This window comes from Alkalihalobacillus phoenicis (assembly GCF_047302405.1).
Taxonomy (GTDB): domain Bacteria; phylum Bacillota; class Bacilli; order Bacillales; family Bacillaceae_D; genus Alkalihalobacillus.
Genome location: NZ_CP154853.1, coordinates 3,741,461 through 3,760,953 on the forward strand (window position 1 = coordinate 3,741,461; position 19,493 = coordinate 3,760,953).

General features: G+C 37.4%; 15 protein-coding genes. 5 read left to right on the plus strand and 10 right to left on the minus strand.

What is annotated here, in order from left to right; translation table 11 throughout:
* Window positions 1–21: 21 nt before the first annotated feature.
* The 10 genes from AA0017_RS17530 to AA0017_RS17575 all read right to left on the minus strand — a co-directional run bounded on the left by AA0017_RS17530 (window position 22) and on the right by AA0017_RS17575 (window position 14,105).
* Window positions 22–2,724: an alpha-mannosidase gene (locus AA0017_RS17530; RefSeq protein WP_413376547.1), complete on the minus strand. Its 2,703-nt coding sequence runs from the start codon at window positions 2,722–2,724 to the stop codon at window positions 22–24.
* A gap of 21 nt (window positions 2,725–2,745) precedes the next feature.
* Window positions 2,746–3,360: a YesL family protein gene (locus tag AA0017_RS17535; RefSeq protein ID WP_413376549.1), complete on the minus strand. Its 615-nt coding sequence runs from the start codon at window positions 3,358–3,360 to the stop codon at window positions 2,746–2,748.
* Window positions 3,357–4,256, minus strand: a complete 900-nt coding sequence (locus AA0017_RS17540) for an ROK family protein (RefSeq protein WP_413376551.1) — start codon at window positions 4,254–4,256, stop codon at window positions 3,357–3,359. Before AA0017_RS17540 ends, AA0017_RS17535 begins: the two co-directional genes overlap by 4 nt.
* A gap of 4 nt (window positions 4,257–4,260) precedes the next feature.
* Entirely contained in the window at window positions 4,261–5,643 is a 1,383-nt protein-coding gene (locus AA0017_RS17545; protein WP_413376553.1) for a glycoside hydrolase family 1 protein, read from the minus strand.
* 164 nt (window positions 5,644–5,807) lie between these two features.
* Window positions 5,808–8,477 (minus strand): endo-beta-N-acetylglucosaminidase, encoded by a 2,670-nt coding sequence (locus tag AA0017_RS17550; RefSeq protein WP_413376555.1) that lies wholly within the window; start codon window positions 8,475–8,477, stop codon window positions 5,808–5,810.
* 546 nt (window positions 8,478–9,023) lie between these two features.
* The gene (gene htpX / locus AA0017_RS17555; protein ID WP_413376557.1) at window positions 9,024–9,932 is read right to left on the minus strand and encodes a protease HtpX; all 909 of its coding nucleotides are present in this window, start codon (window positions 9,930–9,932) and stop codon (window positions 9,024–9,026) included.
* A 185-nt stretch (window positions 9,933–10,117) separates the two neighbouring features.
* The gene (locus AA0017_RS17560) at window positions 10,118–11,311 is read right to left on the minus strand and encodes an FAD-dependent monooxygenase (RefSeq protein WP_413376559.1); all 1,194 of its coding nucleotides are present in this window, start codon (window positions 11,309–11,311) and stop codon (window positions 10,118–10,120) included.
* A gap of 28 nt (window positions 11,312–11,339) precedes the next feature.
* Complete coding sequence (locus AA0017_RS17565; protein WP_413376561.1) at window positions 11,340–12,452, minus strand: cupin domain-containing protein; 1,113 nt, start codon at window positions 12,450–12,452, stop codon at window positions 11,340–11,342.
* 208 nt (window positions 12,453–12,660) lie between these two features.
* A complete protein-coding gene (locus AA0017_RS17570; RefSeq protein ID WP_413376563.1) occupies window positions 12,661–13,158 on the minus strand; it encodes a DinB family protein in 498 nt (165 codons plus the stop codon).
* A 2-nt stretch (window positions 13,159–13,160) separates the two neighbouring features.
* Window positions 13,161–14,105, minus strand: coding sequence for a fumarylacetoacetate hydrolase family protein (locus AA0017_RS17575; protein ID WP_413376565.1), 945 nt, complete (start codon window positions 14,103–14,105; stop codon window positions 13,161–13,163).
* A 330-nt stretch (window positions 14,106–14,435) separates the two neighbouring features.
* Between AA0017_RS17575 and AA0017_RS17580 the strand changes: the two genes are divergently transcribed.
* From AA0017_RS17580 to AA0017_RS17600, 5 genes are all read left to right on the plus strand, one after another.
* Entirely contained in the window at window positions 14,436–15,200 is a 765-nt protein-coding gene (locus AA0017_RS17580) for an IclR family transcriptional regulator (RefSeq protein WP_413376567.1), read from the plus strand.
* 398 nt (window positions 15,201–15,598) lie between these two features.
* Window positions 15,599–16,630: a TRAP transporter substrate-binding protein gene (locus tag AA0017_RS17585; protein ID WP_413376569.1), complete on the plus strand. Its 1,032-nt coding sequence runs from the start codon at window positions 15,599–15,601 to the stop codon at window positions 16,628–16,630.
* Complete coding sequence (locus tag AA0017_RS17590) at window positions 16,627–17,121, plus strand: TRAP transporter small permease (RefSeq protein WP_413376571.1); 495 nt, start codon at window positions 16,627–16,629, stop codon at window positions 17,119–17,121. The genes AA0017_RS17585 and AA0017_RS17590 overlap by 4 nt, the downstream gene beginning before the upstream one ends.
* Before the next feature lie 3 nt (window positions 17,122–17,124).
* Window positions 17,125–18,399: a TRAP transporter large permease gene (locus tag AA0017_RS17595; protein ID WP_413376573.1), complete on the plus strand. Its 1,275-nt coding sequence runs from the start codon at window positions 17,125–17,127 to the stop codon at window positions 18,397–18,399.
* A gap of 180 nt (window positions 18,400–18,579) precedes the next feature.
* Window positions 18,580–19,461 (plus strand): putative RNA methyltransferase, encoded by an 882-nt coding sequence (locus AA0017_RS17600; protein WP_413376575.1) that lies wholly within the window; start codon window positions 18,580–18,582, stop codon window positions 19,459–19,461.
* Window positions 19,462–19,493 lie beyond the last annotated feature (32 nt).

The window sequence follows — 19,493 nt, forward strand, 5'->3', positions numbered from 1 at the left end:
TTCTCCTTCACTTTTTTTAGTCTAGTATTCAATAAATAAAGTGATAATCTCTTTGGCTTTTATGATTAAATCTACTGAATTTTGAGCTATTCGCTCCTTTTTTTCTTCTAAAATAGTAGAACGATAGATTCCTTGTGCTTCACTCATTTTTAGGTTTAATACCTGATCCGTATCTAGCACATTGACCCATCGAAGCACGGTGCCTTTTAAATCTTCTGAAGGCTTATTTGTTGTTAATACTAAACCTTCGCCAGTCCATTCAAATAGGCTTTTCTCCGGTGGTTGTCCCCCTTCATTTTGCTCAATTTGAAGCACTGTTGGTAACAATGGATATTGATAAGCTGTCTTGTATGCGTTAGAAGATAGCACATCACCTTGATGAGGAATAATCATAAATTCTGCCTCATTCCTTCCCAGACACTGAGCTTCTGGTGTCTCAAACACACCCCAATCACCTAGTTCACCAACAGACCTTAACAATGTGACGGCGATCGTACCATTTTCGATAATTTCATATTCATGTAATCCTTTTGTTGCAATCGTTAACCCTTTCTTTTTATCATCTAAACTGACAAATCGTTGCATATGTTGATCAAAAGTGGGATTAGACCACATTTCTTCAGGTTGATTCGGTCGTTTCACTATTTCAAATATACTATCTGCATAATGGTCGCGATTCCCTTCACCTACTGGAAACAAAGCCCGCAAGCGATGATCTTTTGCTGTATTATGAATCGTCACTTTCACCTTCAAACCTGTTGCTCTCCGCTCCAAAGTCAATATAGTCTCAAGAGCAAGCTCCGTCTTTTCCTCTTTTCTTTGAGACTGTCGTTCCGGGTGCCAAACTAAATTTGCTCGCTCAGTCTCTAGTTGCTTATCCGCTTCAATTGGAACAGATAGGGTTGAATGAATAACGATCGATGCTCGGTTTATATTATCTTCTAGAACTTGAATCGAAGTCGCTTTGCCTTTTGTTCGTTCCTTCTTGCCATCACCAGATGCTTTAAACATATACTCATTCCCAATATCACCTATGTCCTCATAAACACCTAACTGACGATACTGATAGTTCGTTTGTTTATCATCAATTGAGTACGTGCCATCCTCATGAATCATCACACTAAGTCGCTCATTTTCTAACTTATTTGCTTGAGCATTCCAAATTCCCTTACCTTCTCCATCAACCTTTACTTGCTTATTATTCGGTACTAAGTAACAAACTTCATAACCCATTTGAATAGGAGACTCTAATAAAAAGCTCACTTCAATCTCTCGAGCATAATAAGGCTTTCTAAACTTATCCATTGGCAGCTCATAGCCAAAATTCACGCCAAGATCCTTTACTGACACTGGTAAGGTGGTTTTATCTGCGAGTTCAATCTGAAAAAAAGGAAGCGAATCTGCTTTTAAGGTTTCTGGAATATCCTTGAAGTTCACTTCATCGAAATAAATCTTTTTAATCGCCACCTTTTTTGTAATGACATGGCTTGTGCTATTACCACTCGTATGGAGAATAACAAGAGGTATAGCTGATTTATGTTCATGAACGGTCTGAATATTCGTCGCTATTTCGCGTGCTTGTTCTTCAACAAACTTCAATGCCCCTTTTTCCACTTTTTCAAAACGGGTCACCATTTCACGATGAACTTCATCGACACTACAACCACAGATACTATCATGAGGGTGATTTTCCATTAATAATTTCCAATAATACTCGACAAAATCACGATGAAAAGCATGATCTTTTGTTAAGAGACCCAGCGGCTCCACTACTTTTTCTAATAAAATTTGGCAACGATCATTCGCTTGTTTTAAATAAATTCTAGCCGAAGCTGTATTTACCAAAGTAGACCAACCATCTGTTTTTTGATTCCTAAGTTCACCTTGAATCGTTTGTAATTCTTTTGGCAATTCAGTTTTCAAAGCTTCGATATACTCATAAAAATTAGAGTGTTTAAACGTGACATCAGTAAATAACTCATTTGCTCTCTCTATCGCTTTCGTAATATCCTTCTGAAGAGGCTGATGGTCACATCCATTCATAAATAATAGTTGGGAAGTCGAAGCAAACTTACTCGCATCTCCTAACTTTTGGTTCCAGAACTGTTTTGCTTCCTTCGCATCGATGGGCACCTCATTTCCGTTCGAGTACCAATTAGCAAATAAAATCCCTAACACACTCGAGCCATCTGGAGCCTCCCAAATCATTTCAGAATAAGGAGAAGAATAATCATCACTATGAAAAACTTGATTATTAAATCCTGTAGGCGTAACACCTCTTCCAAATGCCGTAACCTCAATATTAGCTTGTTTCATAAGTTGCGGTGCTTGACCATAAATACCAAAAGTATCTGGAAAATAACCAATCACTGCTTCTTGCCCTAAAACCCGCGTCTCTTTCATACCATAGAGTAGATTTCTTACATTCGCTTCAGAACTCGTCAAAAAGGCATCTTGTAAAATATACCAAGGACCAATAACTAACCTTCCTTCTTGTATATATTTTTTTACTTCTTCTTCTTTATGTGGACGGACTTTCAAATAATCATCTACCATAATCGTTTGGCCATCCAAATGAAAACTATAAAAACTAGCATCCTTCTTTAACGTATCTAATAAATCATCAAAGAGTTTGACTAAATAATATCGATGTTCTTCTAATGACATATACCACTCACGATCCCAATGGGAATGGGAGATGATATGTGCTGTTTTTTTAACCATAATGATATTCCTCCGTTCAAATTATTCCATTTTAAGTTCCATCTTTTGAAAATGATTTAATGAAATCTTCATTACCCAGTATGCTGGCATGACCCCTACAACAAATGGAATTAATCCTGGAAGTTGATAAATTAAATAACCGATCGTTATTAAGCCAATCGCAATGAGTACGTTTTGTTTTAGACTAATTAACGTAATAATAAAAGGCTGAATCAAATAACTTTTAAACGTATGCTTAAAATGGACATAGTAGGAAAAGAAATAAAGAAAAGAGAAAAGATAGACGATTAGTAAAAGTAAAATCACCATCGTACTAAATAAGGCAACAAACCCTCTAATTTGAGTCACTAAGTAAAGGTCAAATAATAAAAATCCACCGATAAAAGAGTAAATCCAACCTAAACCATTTCCCTTCCAGAAGTTCTTCCGGTAATAAGAATGAAAATTGCGCCAAAGAGGCTCATCTAAACCATCATTGAGCCATCTTCTCGTTATCGAAAACATCGCTATCGTTGCTGGAAATACCCCCAAAATAATGCCACCTAAAAAAATATGTACTATCCAGATGAGATTTAGCTGCATAATTTTCCAAATCCAAGAGCTCGCTTCAGTAAAAAATCCACCTAGTCGATTCACTTTATTCCCCCCTCTACTTCCTCAAACCATACATAAGCAGCACCAAATAACTGAGCCTGATCTAAATAGTGACATAGGGATACAGAAGCCCGTACCTCTGCATAAGGTTTTTCTACATATAATTCATTTAAATAAACGTTCAAACGGCTTAAAAATGTAGGTTGTCTCGTAATCCCTCCACCGATTAATACTTTCTCTGGATCTAACATGTATTGAATATTAAAGATTCCAATAGCTAGTGTTTGAAAAAATACGTCTAACGACTTCTTAGCCTCTTCATTATTCTCAGCTTGTTGAAATACTAAAGGACCTGTCCATTTCTCTGTAGTTTCTACTTGCTGTAATCTGCTAACAATGGCAGATGAAGAACCTAATTCACTCCACGTCTGACGATGCCCTGTCTTTTCATTACGTGATAAAATCATGTATCCAAATTCTCCACCATGTAAATGAGCACCTCGATAAAGCTTTTTATCCATAATAAAAGCCCCACCAACACCAGTCCCACATACGATACAAGCATATGTGTTTACCCCTTCAGCAGCCCCGTTCCACATTTCCGCAAGAGCTGCACAATTAGCATCATTTTCGATTGTGACAGGTAACCTCAGCTTGGTTTCAAAATAAACCTTCATATTTTGTTCATGAATAAAAGGAACAGAGCTATATCCATAGACCTCCCCTTCTTTTGTAACACTGCCAGGACTACTTATTGCTACTCCCATTATCGGATATGCTTTTTTATGCTGTTCATAATAATCAATGAGCAATTGAGCAAACTTCAGAAAAGTTCTTGGTGTTTTGATTTCCACTTTCTCTCTTAGTTGACCATCAACTGAAATAAGCGCTAATTTTGTAAAAGTACCACCGATATCAGTTGTTAATAAATACTTCATCATATCACCATGTTTCCGGTAGTTGATTGGATTGTGCTAAAGCTTTAAACCAATAGGCACTTTTCTTTTTATGACGTTTCTTTGTTTCTAAATCTAACCTCACTAAACCATATCTATTTTTATATTCATTGAGCCAAGACCAATTATCAATGAAGGTCCATACATGATATCCGTAACAATTTGCTCCTTCTTCTATCGCTTGTTGAAGCCAATTAAGATGATTGGTCATAAATTCAATTCGATAATCATCTTGTACGACACTTTCTTCACTCATAAAAGCTTCTTCACCCTCCACCCCTATCCCATTTTCTGCAACAAACCAAGGAATGTTGAAATAATAATCTCTTATGTTTATCGCAATATCATATAAACCTTTTTCATAAATCTCCCAACCACGATGTGGATTCATTTTTGCTTCTTCCCAGTGGTATGGTTGAAAGTATTTGTTAAATAAATTTACAGATGTTGAATGAACATCTCCTGATTGCACTCTTCTAGGCTGATAATAATTTACACCAAGAAAATCCACTCGCTGTCCTTTTATTAACTCTAACTGCTCCTCTGTATAAACAATGTTAATTCCCTCATTTTCCATCAAGAGTAAAAGTTCAGGAGGGTATGTACCATGTACACTCGGATCTAAAAAGCTACGATTAAAAATAATATCGGCCCAAAAGGCTGCCTCTTGATCCTCTTTAGACTGACTACGAGGGTAACTAGGTGTTAAATTCAAAATAATGCCTATTTCGCCTTGAAAGTTTCCTTCTTTAAAAGTCTTAACAGCTCCAGCATGAGCAAGTTGTGTATGAAAACCCGTTTGAAATGCACGGGTAAAATCAAATATGGCTGGTAAATGCATATTATTTAAGTAACCCATTTCAATGGGTACTATCGGCTCGTTAAAAGTTACCCACTTTTTTACTAAGTCGCCAAAATTCTCAAATGCGACAGTCGCATACTCTATAAACTCTTCCACAACTTCTTGGTTCTCCCAGCCACCTTTTATATGAAGTCGATAAGGCATATCAAAGTGATACAAATTAATAATGGGCTCTATCCCATTTTCTATTAGCCTTTTTAAAACTTCTCGATAGAAAATAATAGCCTCTTGATTTACCTTCCCTCGCTTTGGGATTAGTCTCGACCATGAAATCGATGTTCTAAATGAATTAAAACCAATTTCCTTCATCAATAAAATATCTTCTTTATATTGATGATAAAAACTGGACGTCTCTTTTGGCCCTAGTTGTTGATAAAACTTTTTTGGTTCTTCTTGAAACCAGTAATCCCAAACGTTATTGCCTTTTCCTCCTTCATTTCCTGCTCCTTCAAACTGAGGTGCAGATGACGCAGCCCCCCACAGAAATCCACTTGGAAGTTTCTTCATTCACTTCGCCCCTCCCATAATTAGAAATCGCTTACATTACTCTTATCAACTATCATATAAAGAAAAAAAAGACTTGGAATACGTTTCATCCAAGTCCTTTAATAAACACATGAAAACTTTAAAATTGACATTAAAAAATTCACTACACCCATTTATAAACGTCTCTAAAAACCATGAACTTCAAACTCATAAATCCTTGTAGCTTGATCCCCACCTTGAGTTGGCTGTTGAATCGATAATCGAACATATCTTGCTTCTGTAAGAGGGATTCGATGCTCACTAATCGCTTTAGTATTATTTGTCATCACCACTATTTCCCTCCAACTTTCTGCATCATCACTTACTTCTATTGAATAAGATCGAGTATTAAAAGCAGAAGGTTCCCCACCAGCTTCGGCATGCTTAATAATAAACTCTGCCAAACGATGAGTTTCTCCTAAATCTATCGTTAGCCAATGGTTTAATCCTATCGCACACCACTTACTATTATCCGTTACCTTACCATCCACAGCGTTACTAGGCCCCTCACTTGGAGCACACTCTCCACTCGCTGTAGCCGTTTGATTTAATGCAAGGTTGGTTAGATTTTTTGCCTCTTCAGAAATCGTCATATAATCTTCTTTTAGTAGAATATCTTCACCTTCACTGTTTCTAGCAATCAATTTTACTGGAAACGTTCCTTCATCCTCATAAGTGACAATCGGGCTCATTTCTGTACTAGCTGAAGGAGATCCTCCTTCAAAAACCCACTCAACTGATTCCGTCACTTCAGAGGACATATTAAAGAATTGAATTTCTTCTCCTGGTGCAGCAACTGATTTACTCACCGAAAAATTAGCCTTTGGGGCAGGATAATCAGGCCAATCCAAGACAACTCTTTGTCCACGTTCACTCCGAACAAAGTGCTTATTGACTGTTACAACTTCAAGTGTCGTTTGGTTTTCCTTCCCTTCTCGCTTCAAATCTGGAATAAAGAAAACGGAGTTCGGTATAGCTCCTATAAATTCCTTTTCTCCTGTTTCATAGTGACGGTAGATTTCGTAATGATGAACATCTCGTTCTCTCAACTGCCATTGCAAAGCAATATTTGCATATAAACCATCATTAAATGTAACGTCACTAATTTTTAACTGACTTGGTCTAGCAGGTTTATTTCCTCCTTCATTCTTATTCATCACTTTCAACTCACCAATATTTAGCTGATAATCTTTTAGTTCCTTTTTACTCTCAAAAAATAAAGAGATCGTAGCGATATTTTTGCCTTTAAATGGCTTCAACTTCACATGATCAGTCGTCCATTTTCCTTTACTTTTCTTCTTTACATCAAAAAATTCAAACTGATCTGGAGCGTCAGTAAAACTAATCCCCACTTTAAAATTAGGATCTTGCGCTAATGTTTTATAAGTAACCGCAATTTCCGTATCTTTTTCTACTAATAAGTTCGTTTTGTATAATTGGATATGGGTTGCATTCTTTTTAGAAAGCTCTCCAAAAACCTTTAAAGAACTTCCTCCATAATAGGATTCTTCCCAATCAAAATCTACCTCAAGTGGTTCTCCTTTACTCTCTCTAATCCAACGCCAAGTAGGCAAAATATCCTGTAAACTACGATTATTCCAAGATTGGGTAGACTGTACCTCTCCGTTGATGGAAAAGAATTCCCCACTTCCAGTATTAAAATGAGTGATAAAAGGAAGTTCGTTTATGACCGTTGATTCAGTAAAATAATGGGCCATCCCTTTCCAATGATCTGGATTCTCATCAGTCTTTGTTGGATCATTTGCTTGTCCTACCCAAAACTCTTGTTCTCTCTTATAAAAATCCTGCATATTTTCTGTTGATTTAAAGGCCCAATCTGGTCGATAAATCCCTAATGAAGCATACGGGGACTCACCATCTGGAAATAAGTTCCCCCACTCCACAAATGTATTGGTTCCATCTGCTTCAACATCAATTCCAGCATATAAATCATACGGTTCTCGTCCAATTTCTAAAGCCTTATCATAGGAGCGTTTCTGACTATTATTTGTCCACCAAAAATTTAAAAACATGCTGTCAGCTACGCGAGTATCCCCATCCTGTAAGAACATTTTATTCCTATCCGTCAAATAATTTTGCCAACGAATTTGGCCATCATCAATCATCGAGTCATACCACATAATATGCATCTCTTCAGGTTTATTCTCTTGTAAATAGATGAGGAAATCTTGCATTTTCCGGGCCGTTTCCGGCGTTCCGTCTTCTGTTTCTTGATTAATAAACCATCCATCAAATTGGTAATACTCCGCTACTTCTAATAACTTATCTGCCGCTGGAAAGCTTCCATCTTCTCTTTGAGAAAGCATTTCCTCCACCCACTGATCTTTTCCTCCATACACTTTTGGAGGAAAGAACACATTTCCTAAAATCGGAACGCCATTTTTATGGGAAGCATCTATCACATCTGCACTTGGAGGAGTAATGACTCCCTCACCAGCAGACCCTGCCCAGTACACCATTAAGTCAACATACTGCCAGTAACTAAATGTGTTCGCAAAAAACTCTTTCCCCCCTTGTGAAGGAACACCACTCGTATTTGGATTTAAAGCAGATAAAGCAACTAATTTAGCATCGCTTTGCTGTGAATCATTCATTTTAAATAATGTTTCTCGCTTAGCAAGAGGAACCGTACTTCGATTAAATTTTGCATTAGGGTCATTTTCTGGACTCCAATTTAGCAATGTCTCAGGATACCAATAAGACGATTCTGGTTGCTCTGCAAAACCTTTACCTGAATTAAAACCAACACACAAAAATGTTATCAACACTAACATTAAAAAAATCGTTTTTTTCACAAAACTACCTCCATTCTATTTCCTTCTAAAAACCAAATAAATGAACTTCACCTTTTTAAAAAATTACACCTCCAGCAAACTCAATTTAATTACTAGTCAAAGTTCACAGTTCAATTAAAACGCTTTCAAATTAATAAAATCAAAATTGTGAACATTTGCTCTTAATTGCTTTTAAACATATTTGAGTATGATTTAAGAGTCAACCACCTTATGTATTAAACTCTATTTTTTTCATAAAAACTTTATTTTTTCCAACCATCACATCCCCTAAAAATTAACTATACTACTCTATTTTCAAATTAAATAAACGTTTAATTAATATGGATATAGCCGGCTTGAATAGCATTAACGAGCGGGATGTTCTTCCTGAACAATAGCGTCCCCTCAGTCCTATAACGCTCAAAGCCACAAAACTACCTCTCAACTCAAAAAAGCTGTCACAGCATTTGCCATAACAACGTTCCCTCGTTTAATTAATATTTCCATCAGGAAAACAAAAAATAACTACCCCTACTAATGGAGGTAGTTATTAAACATTTATCAATCTTAACGTGCTTCTAAACGAGCGATACGCTCATCTAAATCAGGGTGAGTGGAGAATAATTTACTCATTCCACCTTTACCACTAATCTTCATTGTCGCAACAGCAGAATCATCTGTACGATCATTTTGAACCTTCGCACGGTTTACGTGAGCCTTTAATGAACGAAGAGCGTGAGCCATCTTATCATTCCCTGCTAAGTCGCCACCCCCACGGTCGGCGTGGAATTCACGGTGACGAGAATACGCATTAACAACAATGCTTCCAAGAATAGAGAACAGGATTTGGAAAATAATAATCGAAGCGAAATGAACAATAAAAGAATATTGCTCAGGAACAATTCGGGATGCGATAATCGCGACAATTCGAGATAAGAAGACAACAAATGTATTGACGATTCCTTGTAAAAGAGTCATTGTCACCATATCACCGTTCGCAACGTGGGCAACTTCATGAGCGATAACGCCTTCAACTGCATCCTCGTCCATCGCTTGTAATAAACCTGTTGAAACAGCTACTAGTGAGCGTTTTTTAGATGGACCAGTCGCAAATGCGTTCACTTCTGGAGATTGATAAATTCCGACTTCAGGCATATGAGTTAATCCAGCCGCGCGTGATAAGCGGTGTACTTTTTCAACAACAGAGCGTTCTGTTGGTGATAAGCTTCCGTTTGGATCCAACACTTTGACCTTCATCATCATTTTCGCAACCCAGCGAGACATCCCTAATGAAATAAAGGAACCTGCAAAACCAACAATAATACTAAAGAGCATAATCGCTGCAAAGTTAATACTTCCATCACTTTGGAACGATAAATCCCAACCTGTAAAGTAAATAATTGCTGACCAGACGACCATAATTGTCGTCATGACCAAAATATTTGTTAATAAGAAAAGTAAAATTCGTTTTCCCATTTCGATCCCCCTGTAAATATAGTAATGCTACTATTTTAACATGAATTAGGGGAAAGTTTGTAATATTATTCACAGATTCATAATTTCACATGAACGACGGCTTTAAATCAACAAGTATGATTAAAAATAGGGAAAGTAACCTCTTTTAGGCTACTCTCCCCACTCAATCAGATTATATTTTTATACTATTTAACAGGAGCTGCTGTTTTTTTATAATCGTACAACCAATCGACCATTTCAAAATCTTTCCCTTCTTTTGTTTCTAAAAGGGCATTTCTTAAAAGAATCGCAGCCGGGTCAACAGCATGAATGATTTCCCCCCACATACGAGCACTTGATTGAACTTTTGAGGTACGCGGAATTCTTTCTTTTTGGTAAGCTAAAAAGGCTTGTTCAAAGTTCTCATCATACTCATGCAACATATTCGCTAAACACGCAGCATCTTCAAGTGCCTGACATCCACCTTGTGCTAAATATTGAAGCATCGGATGAGCTGCATCTCCCAATAACGTGAACTTGCGATCGGTCCAATTTTCCAGTGGGAGTCTATCATACATCGGCCACCGAATTTGACGTTGAATAAACGATAATGCATTTTCTACTAGTGTGTGACAGCCTGCAAATACTTGATCCATTTCGTCAGGTGTTCCCCAATCATCAGAATTTGGGTTGTAATGAGGACTTTTAAATACAACAACCTGATTATATAATTCTCCTTTACGTACAGGATATTGAACAACATGAAGGTTTGGGCCGATCCACATAATCACATCATCCATGGCGGCATCGTTACTTATTTCTTTAATAGGAACCGTCCCACGATAAGCAACATATTCTGAACAAATGGCTTCATCTTGAATAAAGTGTTTACGTGTTTTGGACCATAAACCATCTGCCCCAATAACCGCTTTCCCAACGAATGATTCTCCATTTCGGTTCGTCACCGTTACACTCGCTTCGTCTTGTGTGACGTTTTCAATTACTTGATCATTGACGAGCTCAATTAAATCATTACTTTTGGCTTTTTCTAATAAAACATGATGTAAATCTGAACGATGTAAAACGATATATGGAAAACCATATTTCGCTTTGAATTCATCACCTAAATCAAGACTCGCTAACTCCTTAGCTGTGTAGACATCTTTTAATACTAATCTTTTTGGAAAAACAGCCACTTTGGCAATTTCATCCGCTACGCCAAAACGCTCAAGGACTGCCATCGCATTTGGTCCCATTTGAATTCCGGCACCAATTTCACCAAACTGCGATGCTTGTTCGAAGATTTTCGTTTTATGGCCAGCTTCTGCTGATGCTAGGGCTGCTGCTATTCCACCAATTCCTCCACCAATCACAAGTACATCCTTATTTACATTCACCATACTCTTCCCCCCCTAAAGAAGAAATTAATTACCCTAATAAAGGTTTAAATTCGCTTCTCACTTCTTGATGTCCATTGTTGCTCTCATATGCGACCTCTTGTTCTAAGTCAAACTTCTCCATAATCGGTAAGTCATTTGCCGAGAAGAAATAAGTCTCTTCTAAGGCTATATGCTCATGAACGGCCCAATTTGGTATCACAAAGTAATCGCCTTGAGACCAATCAAAACGTTCACCATTAATGACACTATATCCTTTTCCTCGGTAGACTTGATAAATCGTCGAATGCGTATGGCGATGTGCTTTTGAATGGAAGCCCTTTGGTAACATTTGTAACCGAGCTCCCATATTTGGATTGGCTGTTTGTCCATTGGATGGATTGATATACTCCACGGCATACCCATCGTACGGATCCGGCTCAAACTTTGCTAATCCATCAATAGCCGCTACCGTCGAATTCCATTTATAGGCACCAAGTGGGGCTTTTTGTGGATGACGATCAGAAATTGGACGAACCATCCCCCCTTGATAACGTTGGGCTGAGTAATTATCTGGTTTACTTGGTGGTTCAATTTTATCCGGATAAGGCTCAAAGAAAGTCCCCCCCATCATATAGATCGTTGGAATATCCAAAATATCCATCCAAATCATGTTTTCTTTTCCTTCGTGCCCATGTCCATGCCAAAGATTTTTAGGTGTAATGACAAAATCTCCTTCTTCCATGAAGATACGCTCTCCTTCAACAATGGAATAGGCTCCTTCACCATGGGTAACAAACCGCATCGCATTTTGGGTATGACGATGCGATGGAGCAATTTCTCCCGGTTGTAACAATTGAACGGCGGCATACAGTGTTTGTGATGTCGATGCCCATCCCCAAGGCTGACGATAGTCTAAACCAGGGTTTTGCAAATAAATTGCCCTTCGCTCCCCCCCGCGATCCGGTGTGAAAATTTGGGCCGCTTCTCCTAGTTTTTTTTCAAGAAGCTCCCATTTCCAAAGATACGCTTGGGCGTTTGGCTCTGGTTGATGATGCATAAGGGCGGGAATCGCTTCCCATAGAGGTCCTAAATTATATTGACGAATATCTTGGGTAAAATCCTGCACAATTTTACTTTTAAAATAATCATTTTTCTCTGCCATCCTTATTCCCTCTTTTCATTCGTTTTTTATGAAGACTCTTTTATACCAATCGTTTCTAGTTGTCACACACCTACAACTGGAATCAAATGAAAAATATAAATAATTTTAAAATTCCTCTAGCTTCGTTTGGCTATTATATAGAAAGAATGATTGGACATAGATTCACATAATCTAACCATTGTGTTGGAGCAGCCTTTATTTAAACGAATTAATTAGATTCGTTTACCTTTGACAAATTACGATTCACTTGACCAAGGTGTTTTCTTGTATGTTCAATTAAGAGATGATCAACGATAAAAGATATCGGTTTCGTACCAAAACGAGGATTGCGGCTTGGAGCTTCCTGTGCTAATGTTTCTTCATTTAATTTTAGTAACGTTGTTTCAATACGCACTTTTACTTTATCTAAACCGTTAAATACGTCTTCAATCAATTTACTGTCAACATAATCAGGTGCAACCGCTGCGAGACGCCCTTCATGTTGAAGTCCTCTGCCCCACTCTTTTCCTGGCTCTTCTAACAGTTGCTCAATTTCATCACACCAGTAAGGAAGAGCTTCTTCTAAATGAGTTAGAATTTGCATAATTGACCACTCTTCTACCGTTGGATTCCAACGAATTGTCTCTTCAGATAGACCGTTAACCGTTTCTTTTATTTCATCAATTAAATGATTTATCGTCTGTATGTCTTCATTTACCCTTGCCATTCTTACTCCTCCTCCACATGTGAAACTTTATTTTCTAATGCACCAATTTGATCAATTTCGATTTTTACGACATCCCCATCTTTTAAAAATACTTTAGGTTCACGGGCAAAACCGACACCACCTGGCGTCCCTGTTAGAATGATATCTCCAGGTTCAAGCGTCATTAAGTTTGATAAAAATTCAACTAATTTTTGAACAGAGAATACAAGATTATCAGTGTTAGCCCTTTGCCGTTCTTCACCATTTACGGTTAAGACCATTTGTAAACCAGATGGATTATTAATCTCGTCAGCTGTTACGAGCCAAGGTCCCATCGGTGCACTTCCATCAACAGTCTTTCCTTGTAACCATTGAAGTGTACGTCGTTGAATATCACGATAAGTGACATCGTTGGCAATTGTATAACCAGCTACATACTCAAGGGCATCTTCTTCTTTTACATTACGTGCACGCTTACCGACAACAAATGTAAATTCTGCCTCATAATCTAACATCTCAGAGATTGGATAAAAAGGAATATCATCTTGTGGTCCGATGACTGTATTTGAAAATTTAGCGAATACAACTGGAGCTTTCGGAAGTTCACGACCCATTTCTAAAATGTGATCACGGTAGTTATGTCCGACACATATGATTTTTCCTGGTGTGGGAACAGGTGCCTCAACCTTCACTTCCTCATAGTTGTAAACTAAGCGATAGCCATTATCTGTTTTATTTTCTAATGCATATTGGATGGCTTGTTCTGCAAGCCGCATGGATTCTTTTCCACCTTGTAAAAAACCGGTCATCTCAGCTGGGACAAAAGCATCCGCAATTTCTTGTGCCCGAACCTTCCCTTCTGACGCAACGTAAGCCCGGTAAGCAACATGTAAGTCCACAACCTCATTTCCAACAACTGCCCCTGGATGTTGTTTAATTCCTTCTTTACTAAATGTAATTAATTTCATTTGTCATCTCCCTTTCTCTTCATCTAAAAATTTTTTCTGTAACTTTCCTTCACCCTATTTTTGTAAACGCTAACATAACAAAACTGAACATTTACAAAAAGAGAACACAAACCATTCCTTTTCAATTTTTACTTATCTAACAATTGCCCTAATTGTGATTGAATAAAAGTCCCTTAAAAGTAAACCAAGTTCTCTATTTATAGAATATATCCCCTTTAATTATCTGTCAATATTAAATAATAAAATATTCTGACGTCTAATCCTCTATTTTTACGTTCTCATTTTTTCTGCTATACTAAGAGAAATTTTAAATTGTAAGGGGTCTATATAATGGAGAATGGTAAGAATCCGTCTATGATTCAGTCATTACAAGTTGGAATGAGTATAGTAGACTTAATCGCTAAAAAGGATGCTTTAAAGTTCACTGAAATCCAAGAACTAACACAAATTACCAAAAGCAATCTATATAAATACTTAAATACGCTCACTCATTTAGGGTTATTAAACAGAGACAAAAAACACGGGACGTATTCACTCGGGAACAAAATGATTGAATACGGAATGGCCGCAATTGGAAATCAAGATATTATCAGCAAAGTGACCCCTTATTTACAACAAATGAGCCTCCAGTCATCAAGTTCTGCATTATTAGCTGTCTGGACAAATGACGGACCTGTCATTGCCAATATTTCGAATTCAAATAACGGAATAAACATTGGAGCAAACATTGGGACAAAGCTCCCCATTCTTTCTTCTAGCGGTAAGATTTTTTCTGTCTTTCACTCTAGCAGCCTTAAGTCAGACTGGAAAACAAATGAGTTAGAAGCGATGAACAATGAGGAAAAACGGTCTTTATTAGAAGAGGAAAATTTAATAAAAGAAACGAATATCTCCTTTGCTAAAGAACCGCTAGTTCCTTATGTTTCCTCAATCTCAGCTCCATTGTTCAACTATAATCATGAATTAATTGGAGCGATTACGATTGTTGGTTTTATGCAATTAATTCCAACGACTATTGACCATCCATTAAGTCAAATGTTAAAGAGTATTTCAGATGAACTATCTGAGGGCTTCGGTTATACCGCCCAAACATAAGTAGAAAAACCACTGAAAAGGCCCTCTTCAACCTTTTCAGTGGTTTTTTGACTGCGATGGCAATCTTAATTGTTTTTAGCCTCCAATTTTTGTCTTAGGTCACTAAAAAAATTTCATTCTTACCTTTAATAACATGGGAGAACCTGCAACGACCAAACGACGCTCCTTTCCAAATAGAGCTAACAATAATAATTTTCTAAATATTATGTTGACACAAACATTTGCTGTTATATAATAAAAACATAAAATCTATATAGTGAAACTAATTCACTATATAGATAAATAATGAATTTATTACCATTTCTCAACATTTTAATAACAGATTCACTTCATTCAAGAAAAGGCCCTTTTAATAGCTTATTCAATGAAAACGCTTTAAAAACAGATTGGAGGAAGTAATGAAAACGTTATCAATAATCTCGAGAAAATTTCTTATCCTATCAGCACTTTTGTTTCTTCTTAGTGCCTGCCTCTCTTCTGAAGCAACTTCCATTAAATATGAAGAAGAAGGCGTTCGTATATTTAAAATTGGCCATGTCGTCCAAGGTGGTCATATATGGAATCAAACCGCTTTGAAATTCGGTGAAGAGCTTGAACGATTATCTGAAGGCCAAATGCAAGTTGATATTTTTCCAGCATCCCAATTAGGGCAAGAGCGAGACATGGCCAGATTAATGGAGACAGGGGCTTTGGATTTTGCTTTTTTTACAAATGCCTATATGGCCACTCGTCAAGACTCTCTTAATGCTTGGTTTATGCCCTTTCAATTTGAAACCTTAACCGAAGCAAATGAAGTGAGAAAATCAGAGCCTGTTCAACAGATGCTCGCAGAATTAGAAATACAAGGTCTTTTAGGTCTAGACTTTGTCTTTGCTGGAAACCGACATATTTTAATGCAGGACACCCATGTCTTTTCTCCTGAAGATTTAAGAGGACAAAAGCTAAGAATCATCGGAAGTCCTGCGATGCAGAGCTTTTGGAAACAAACAGGGGTCGGACCAACCGCGATGCCATTATCGGAAGTTTATACCGCTCTACAAACAGGGGTTATTGATGGACTGGACATTGATTTAGATGCCTTAGTCGCAGAAAAGTATTACGAAAATGCTGATAAATTAACGTTAACCAACCATATGACCTTTCCTTCACTGGTCGCGATGAGTCAGCATGTTTTTGATGACTTAACAACTGAAGAACAAAAAATCATTTTAGAGGCGATGCAAATTGCTGCCGATTGGGGTAATGAAGAAGCGATTAAAAGAGAAGAAGCCAATTTACAAACCCTAATTGAGGCTGGTGTGCAAGTTGAATACTTCGATAATTTAGAATCCTTTCAACAAATTAAAGAAAATATTGAAGAGGAATTTATGGAAAAATCGTCGATTGTCGAGGACTTCTTAGAATTACCTCAAAAAGGAGGAGCATCATGAAAACGATCGAAAAACTTAGCAATTGGGTCTACAGTATTGAGAAATGTCTAGCTATGCTATTTAGTATCGTCATGCTGATCGCCCTTTTTCTTGGCGTTATTTATCGCTATGTTCTAAATGCTCCTTTGGTTTGGTCAGATGAAATGGCGATTTATTCACTCGTCTGGTTAACGTTTATTGGTGGTAGTATGGCGATTAAAAGACAGGAGTCGGCTTCAATTACCATTTTAGTCGATCGTTTAAGAGGAAAAACAAAACAATGGTTAATCTCTATTAGTATTTTGTCTGTCCTATTATTTTCCGTGTTTATTTTAATTTTATCCGTACGTTGGTTAGGTTCACCAACGATAAGTTTACAATACTCTAATTCGATGCAAATGCCGATGGTCTTTCCGTATTTAAGTGTCCCCGTTGGCTTTACGTTTATAACCATTCATTCTATCCATTTATTTTTGTTAAATTTAAAAACTCAACCAGAGGAGGCAGCTTAACTTATGTTGATTGCTCTTATTATTTTTATTGCCCTTCTGCTATTACGCGTACCGATTGCCTTTGTTCTTGGAATTACAACCGTCTTTTATATTATCATTAGTGGAAATATGGGTCTTTTAGATACCGCTCCCCAACGCTTGTATTCAGGGCTTGAAAGTTATGGATTATTAGCCATCCCCCTTTTTATGATGGCTGGTGAATTAATGAATTCAGGAGGCATTACGAAACGATTAATTGATTTTGCTAAAACGATTATTGGTCATTATCGAGGTGGACTTGCTTATGTTAATGTTTTAGCGAACATGATGCTTGCTTCTATAATTGGGTCAGCCACTGCCCAAATTGCCATGATGAGCCGAATTATGGTTCCCGCGATGGAAAAAGCAGGTTACTCTAAGTCATTTAGCTCAGCGACAACGGCTGCAGCTGGTTTGTTAGGACCGATTATTCCACCGAGTATGATGTTTATTATATATGGCGTTACTTCCGGAGCTTCAATTGGCCAAATGTTTTTAGCTGGGGTCTTACCTGGAATTCTACTCGGAATTGGTTTTATATTATGTATTGCTTTCATTGGTTTCAAACAGCAATGGACAAGTTCCGAAAGAGCAAGTGCTAGTGAAATGATGACCAACTTCTTAAAGGTGCTCCCAGCTCTTTTAGTACCGGCCATTATTATTATCGGGATCTTAAGTGGTGTCTTTACAGCAACTGAGTCAGCGGCCATTGCTTGTGCTGTCGCGTTAGTAGTAGGTGCTCTCTTTTATCGTGAGCTTCAGGTAAAAGATTTCCCACAAATTATGATTAATACCGCCATTACGACGGCAACGATTACGATGTTAATTGCGATGGCCAATCTTTTCGGCTGGTCGATAACCTTTGAACGTATTCCACAATCACTTGCTGAATGGATGGTTTCGATTACTGAAAACCCACTTTTATTTTTATTAATCGTCAATCTTTTTCTACTTTTAGTTGGAATGGTATTAGACGGTATTGCCGCTTTAATCATTTTAGTTCCTATCTTTATGCCCATTATCGCTCAGTTTGGGATTGACCCGATTCACTTTGGAGTGATTATCTGCTTCAACTTAGCACTCGGACTGCTTACGCCTCCGATTGGCACAGGTTTATTTATTGCCTCTTCCATTGGAAAAGTAAAAATCGAAACACTAACGAGAGCGATTTGGCCATTTTTAGGTGTGGCGATTGTTGTTCTTATCATCATCACTTACTTTCCACAGCTCGTATTATGGCTTCCATCTTTATGGTTCTAATGTTTTGGGCGAGGTTTTTTCACACTAACCTCGCCCATCCTCTTCTGAACGAGCTTCCTCTCCTTTTTCCTCCATCATGCCCAACCATTTCCTCAAGCACAATAATTCATTTCATGTTCGTTATGACTTTATGGTAAAATTCGAGCAAGATGTTTTTCTTAAAAAGAGGTGTCAGTCGTTGTGTCAAAAAGCAAAAAAATAAAAAGTGCTGAACTTGTTCAACAGTTTGAGCACTTATTTAAATGCCCAATTTGTCAGGAAACTATTGCTGTAACTGAGTTAAAAAGTTTTAAATGCCAAAATAACCATACCTTTGATTTTACCAAACAAGGCTACTTAAATTTGTTAGTACAGCAATCCAATAGCCATTATGATAAGACTTTATTTGAATATCGACATCATTTAATTGTAAAAACTGATTTTTTTAGCCCGTTGCAAAAGCTAATAACGGATATTATTCATAATGAGACTTTTGAGCATAGCGTTCAAAGTAGAACCATTTTAGATATTGGTTGTGGGGAAGGTTCTCACCTTGCACAAATTTTGGCACAGGACCGTTTAGAGCAATTCACAGGTTTTGGGTTAGATATTGCGAAGGATGGAATTCTACAAGCCGCCAAAAATTATGAAGGAAACGTCTGGCTTGTGGGGGACTTAGCGAAATCACCATTTGCTGATTTAAGTTTTCAAGTTTTGTTAAACATTCTCTCGCCTTCAAATTATAAAGAATTTAGACGTTTGCTCGCACCGAATGGCATCGTTATAAAAGTGATTCCTCGCCCTTCCTATTTAAAGGAGCTAAGACAGTTCTTTTTCCAAAAACAAGAAAAGGAAGAATATCAAAACGATAATACTTTAACTCTTTTTTATGAAAACTTTCACCAAGTCGAACGTCACCCATTGACTTACACGAAAAAATTAAACAAAGATGAGCTCCGTTCTTTAGTAAACATGACACCACTAACATGGCAAGCAAATGAGGATAAAATAGAACAATTTATAAGGGAATATTCCGCTTCAGCGATTACCGTTGATTTAGAGGTCGTTGTTGGTAAATCGTAAACTGCAATCCGAACAGAATTGAAATCGACTAA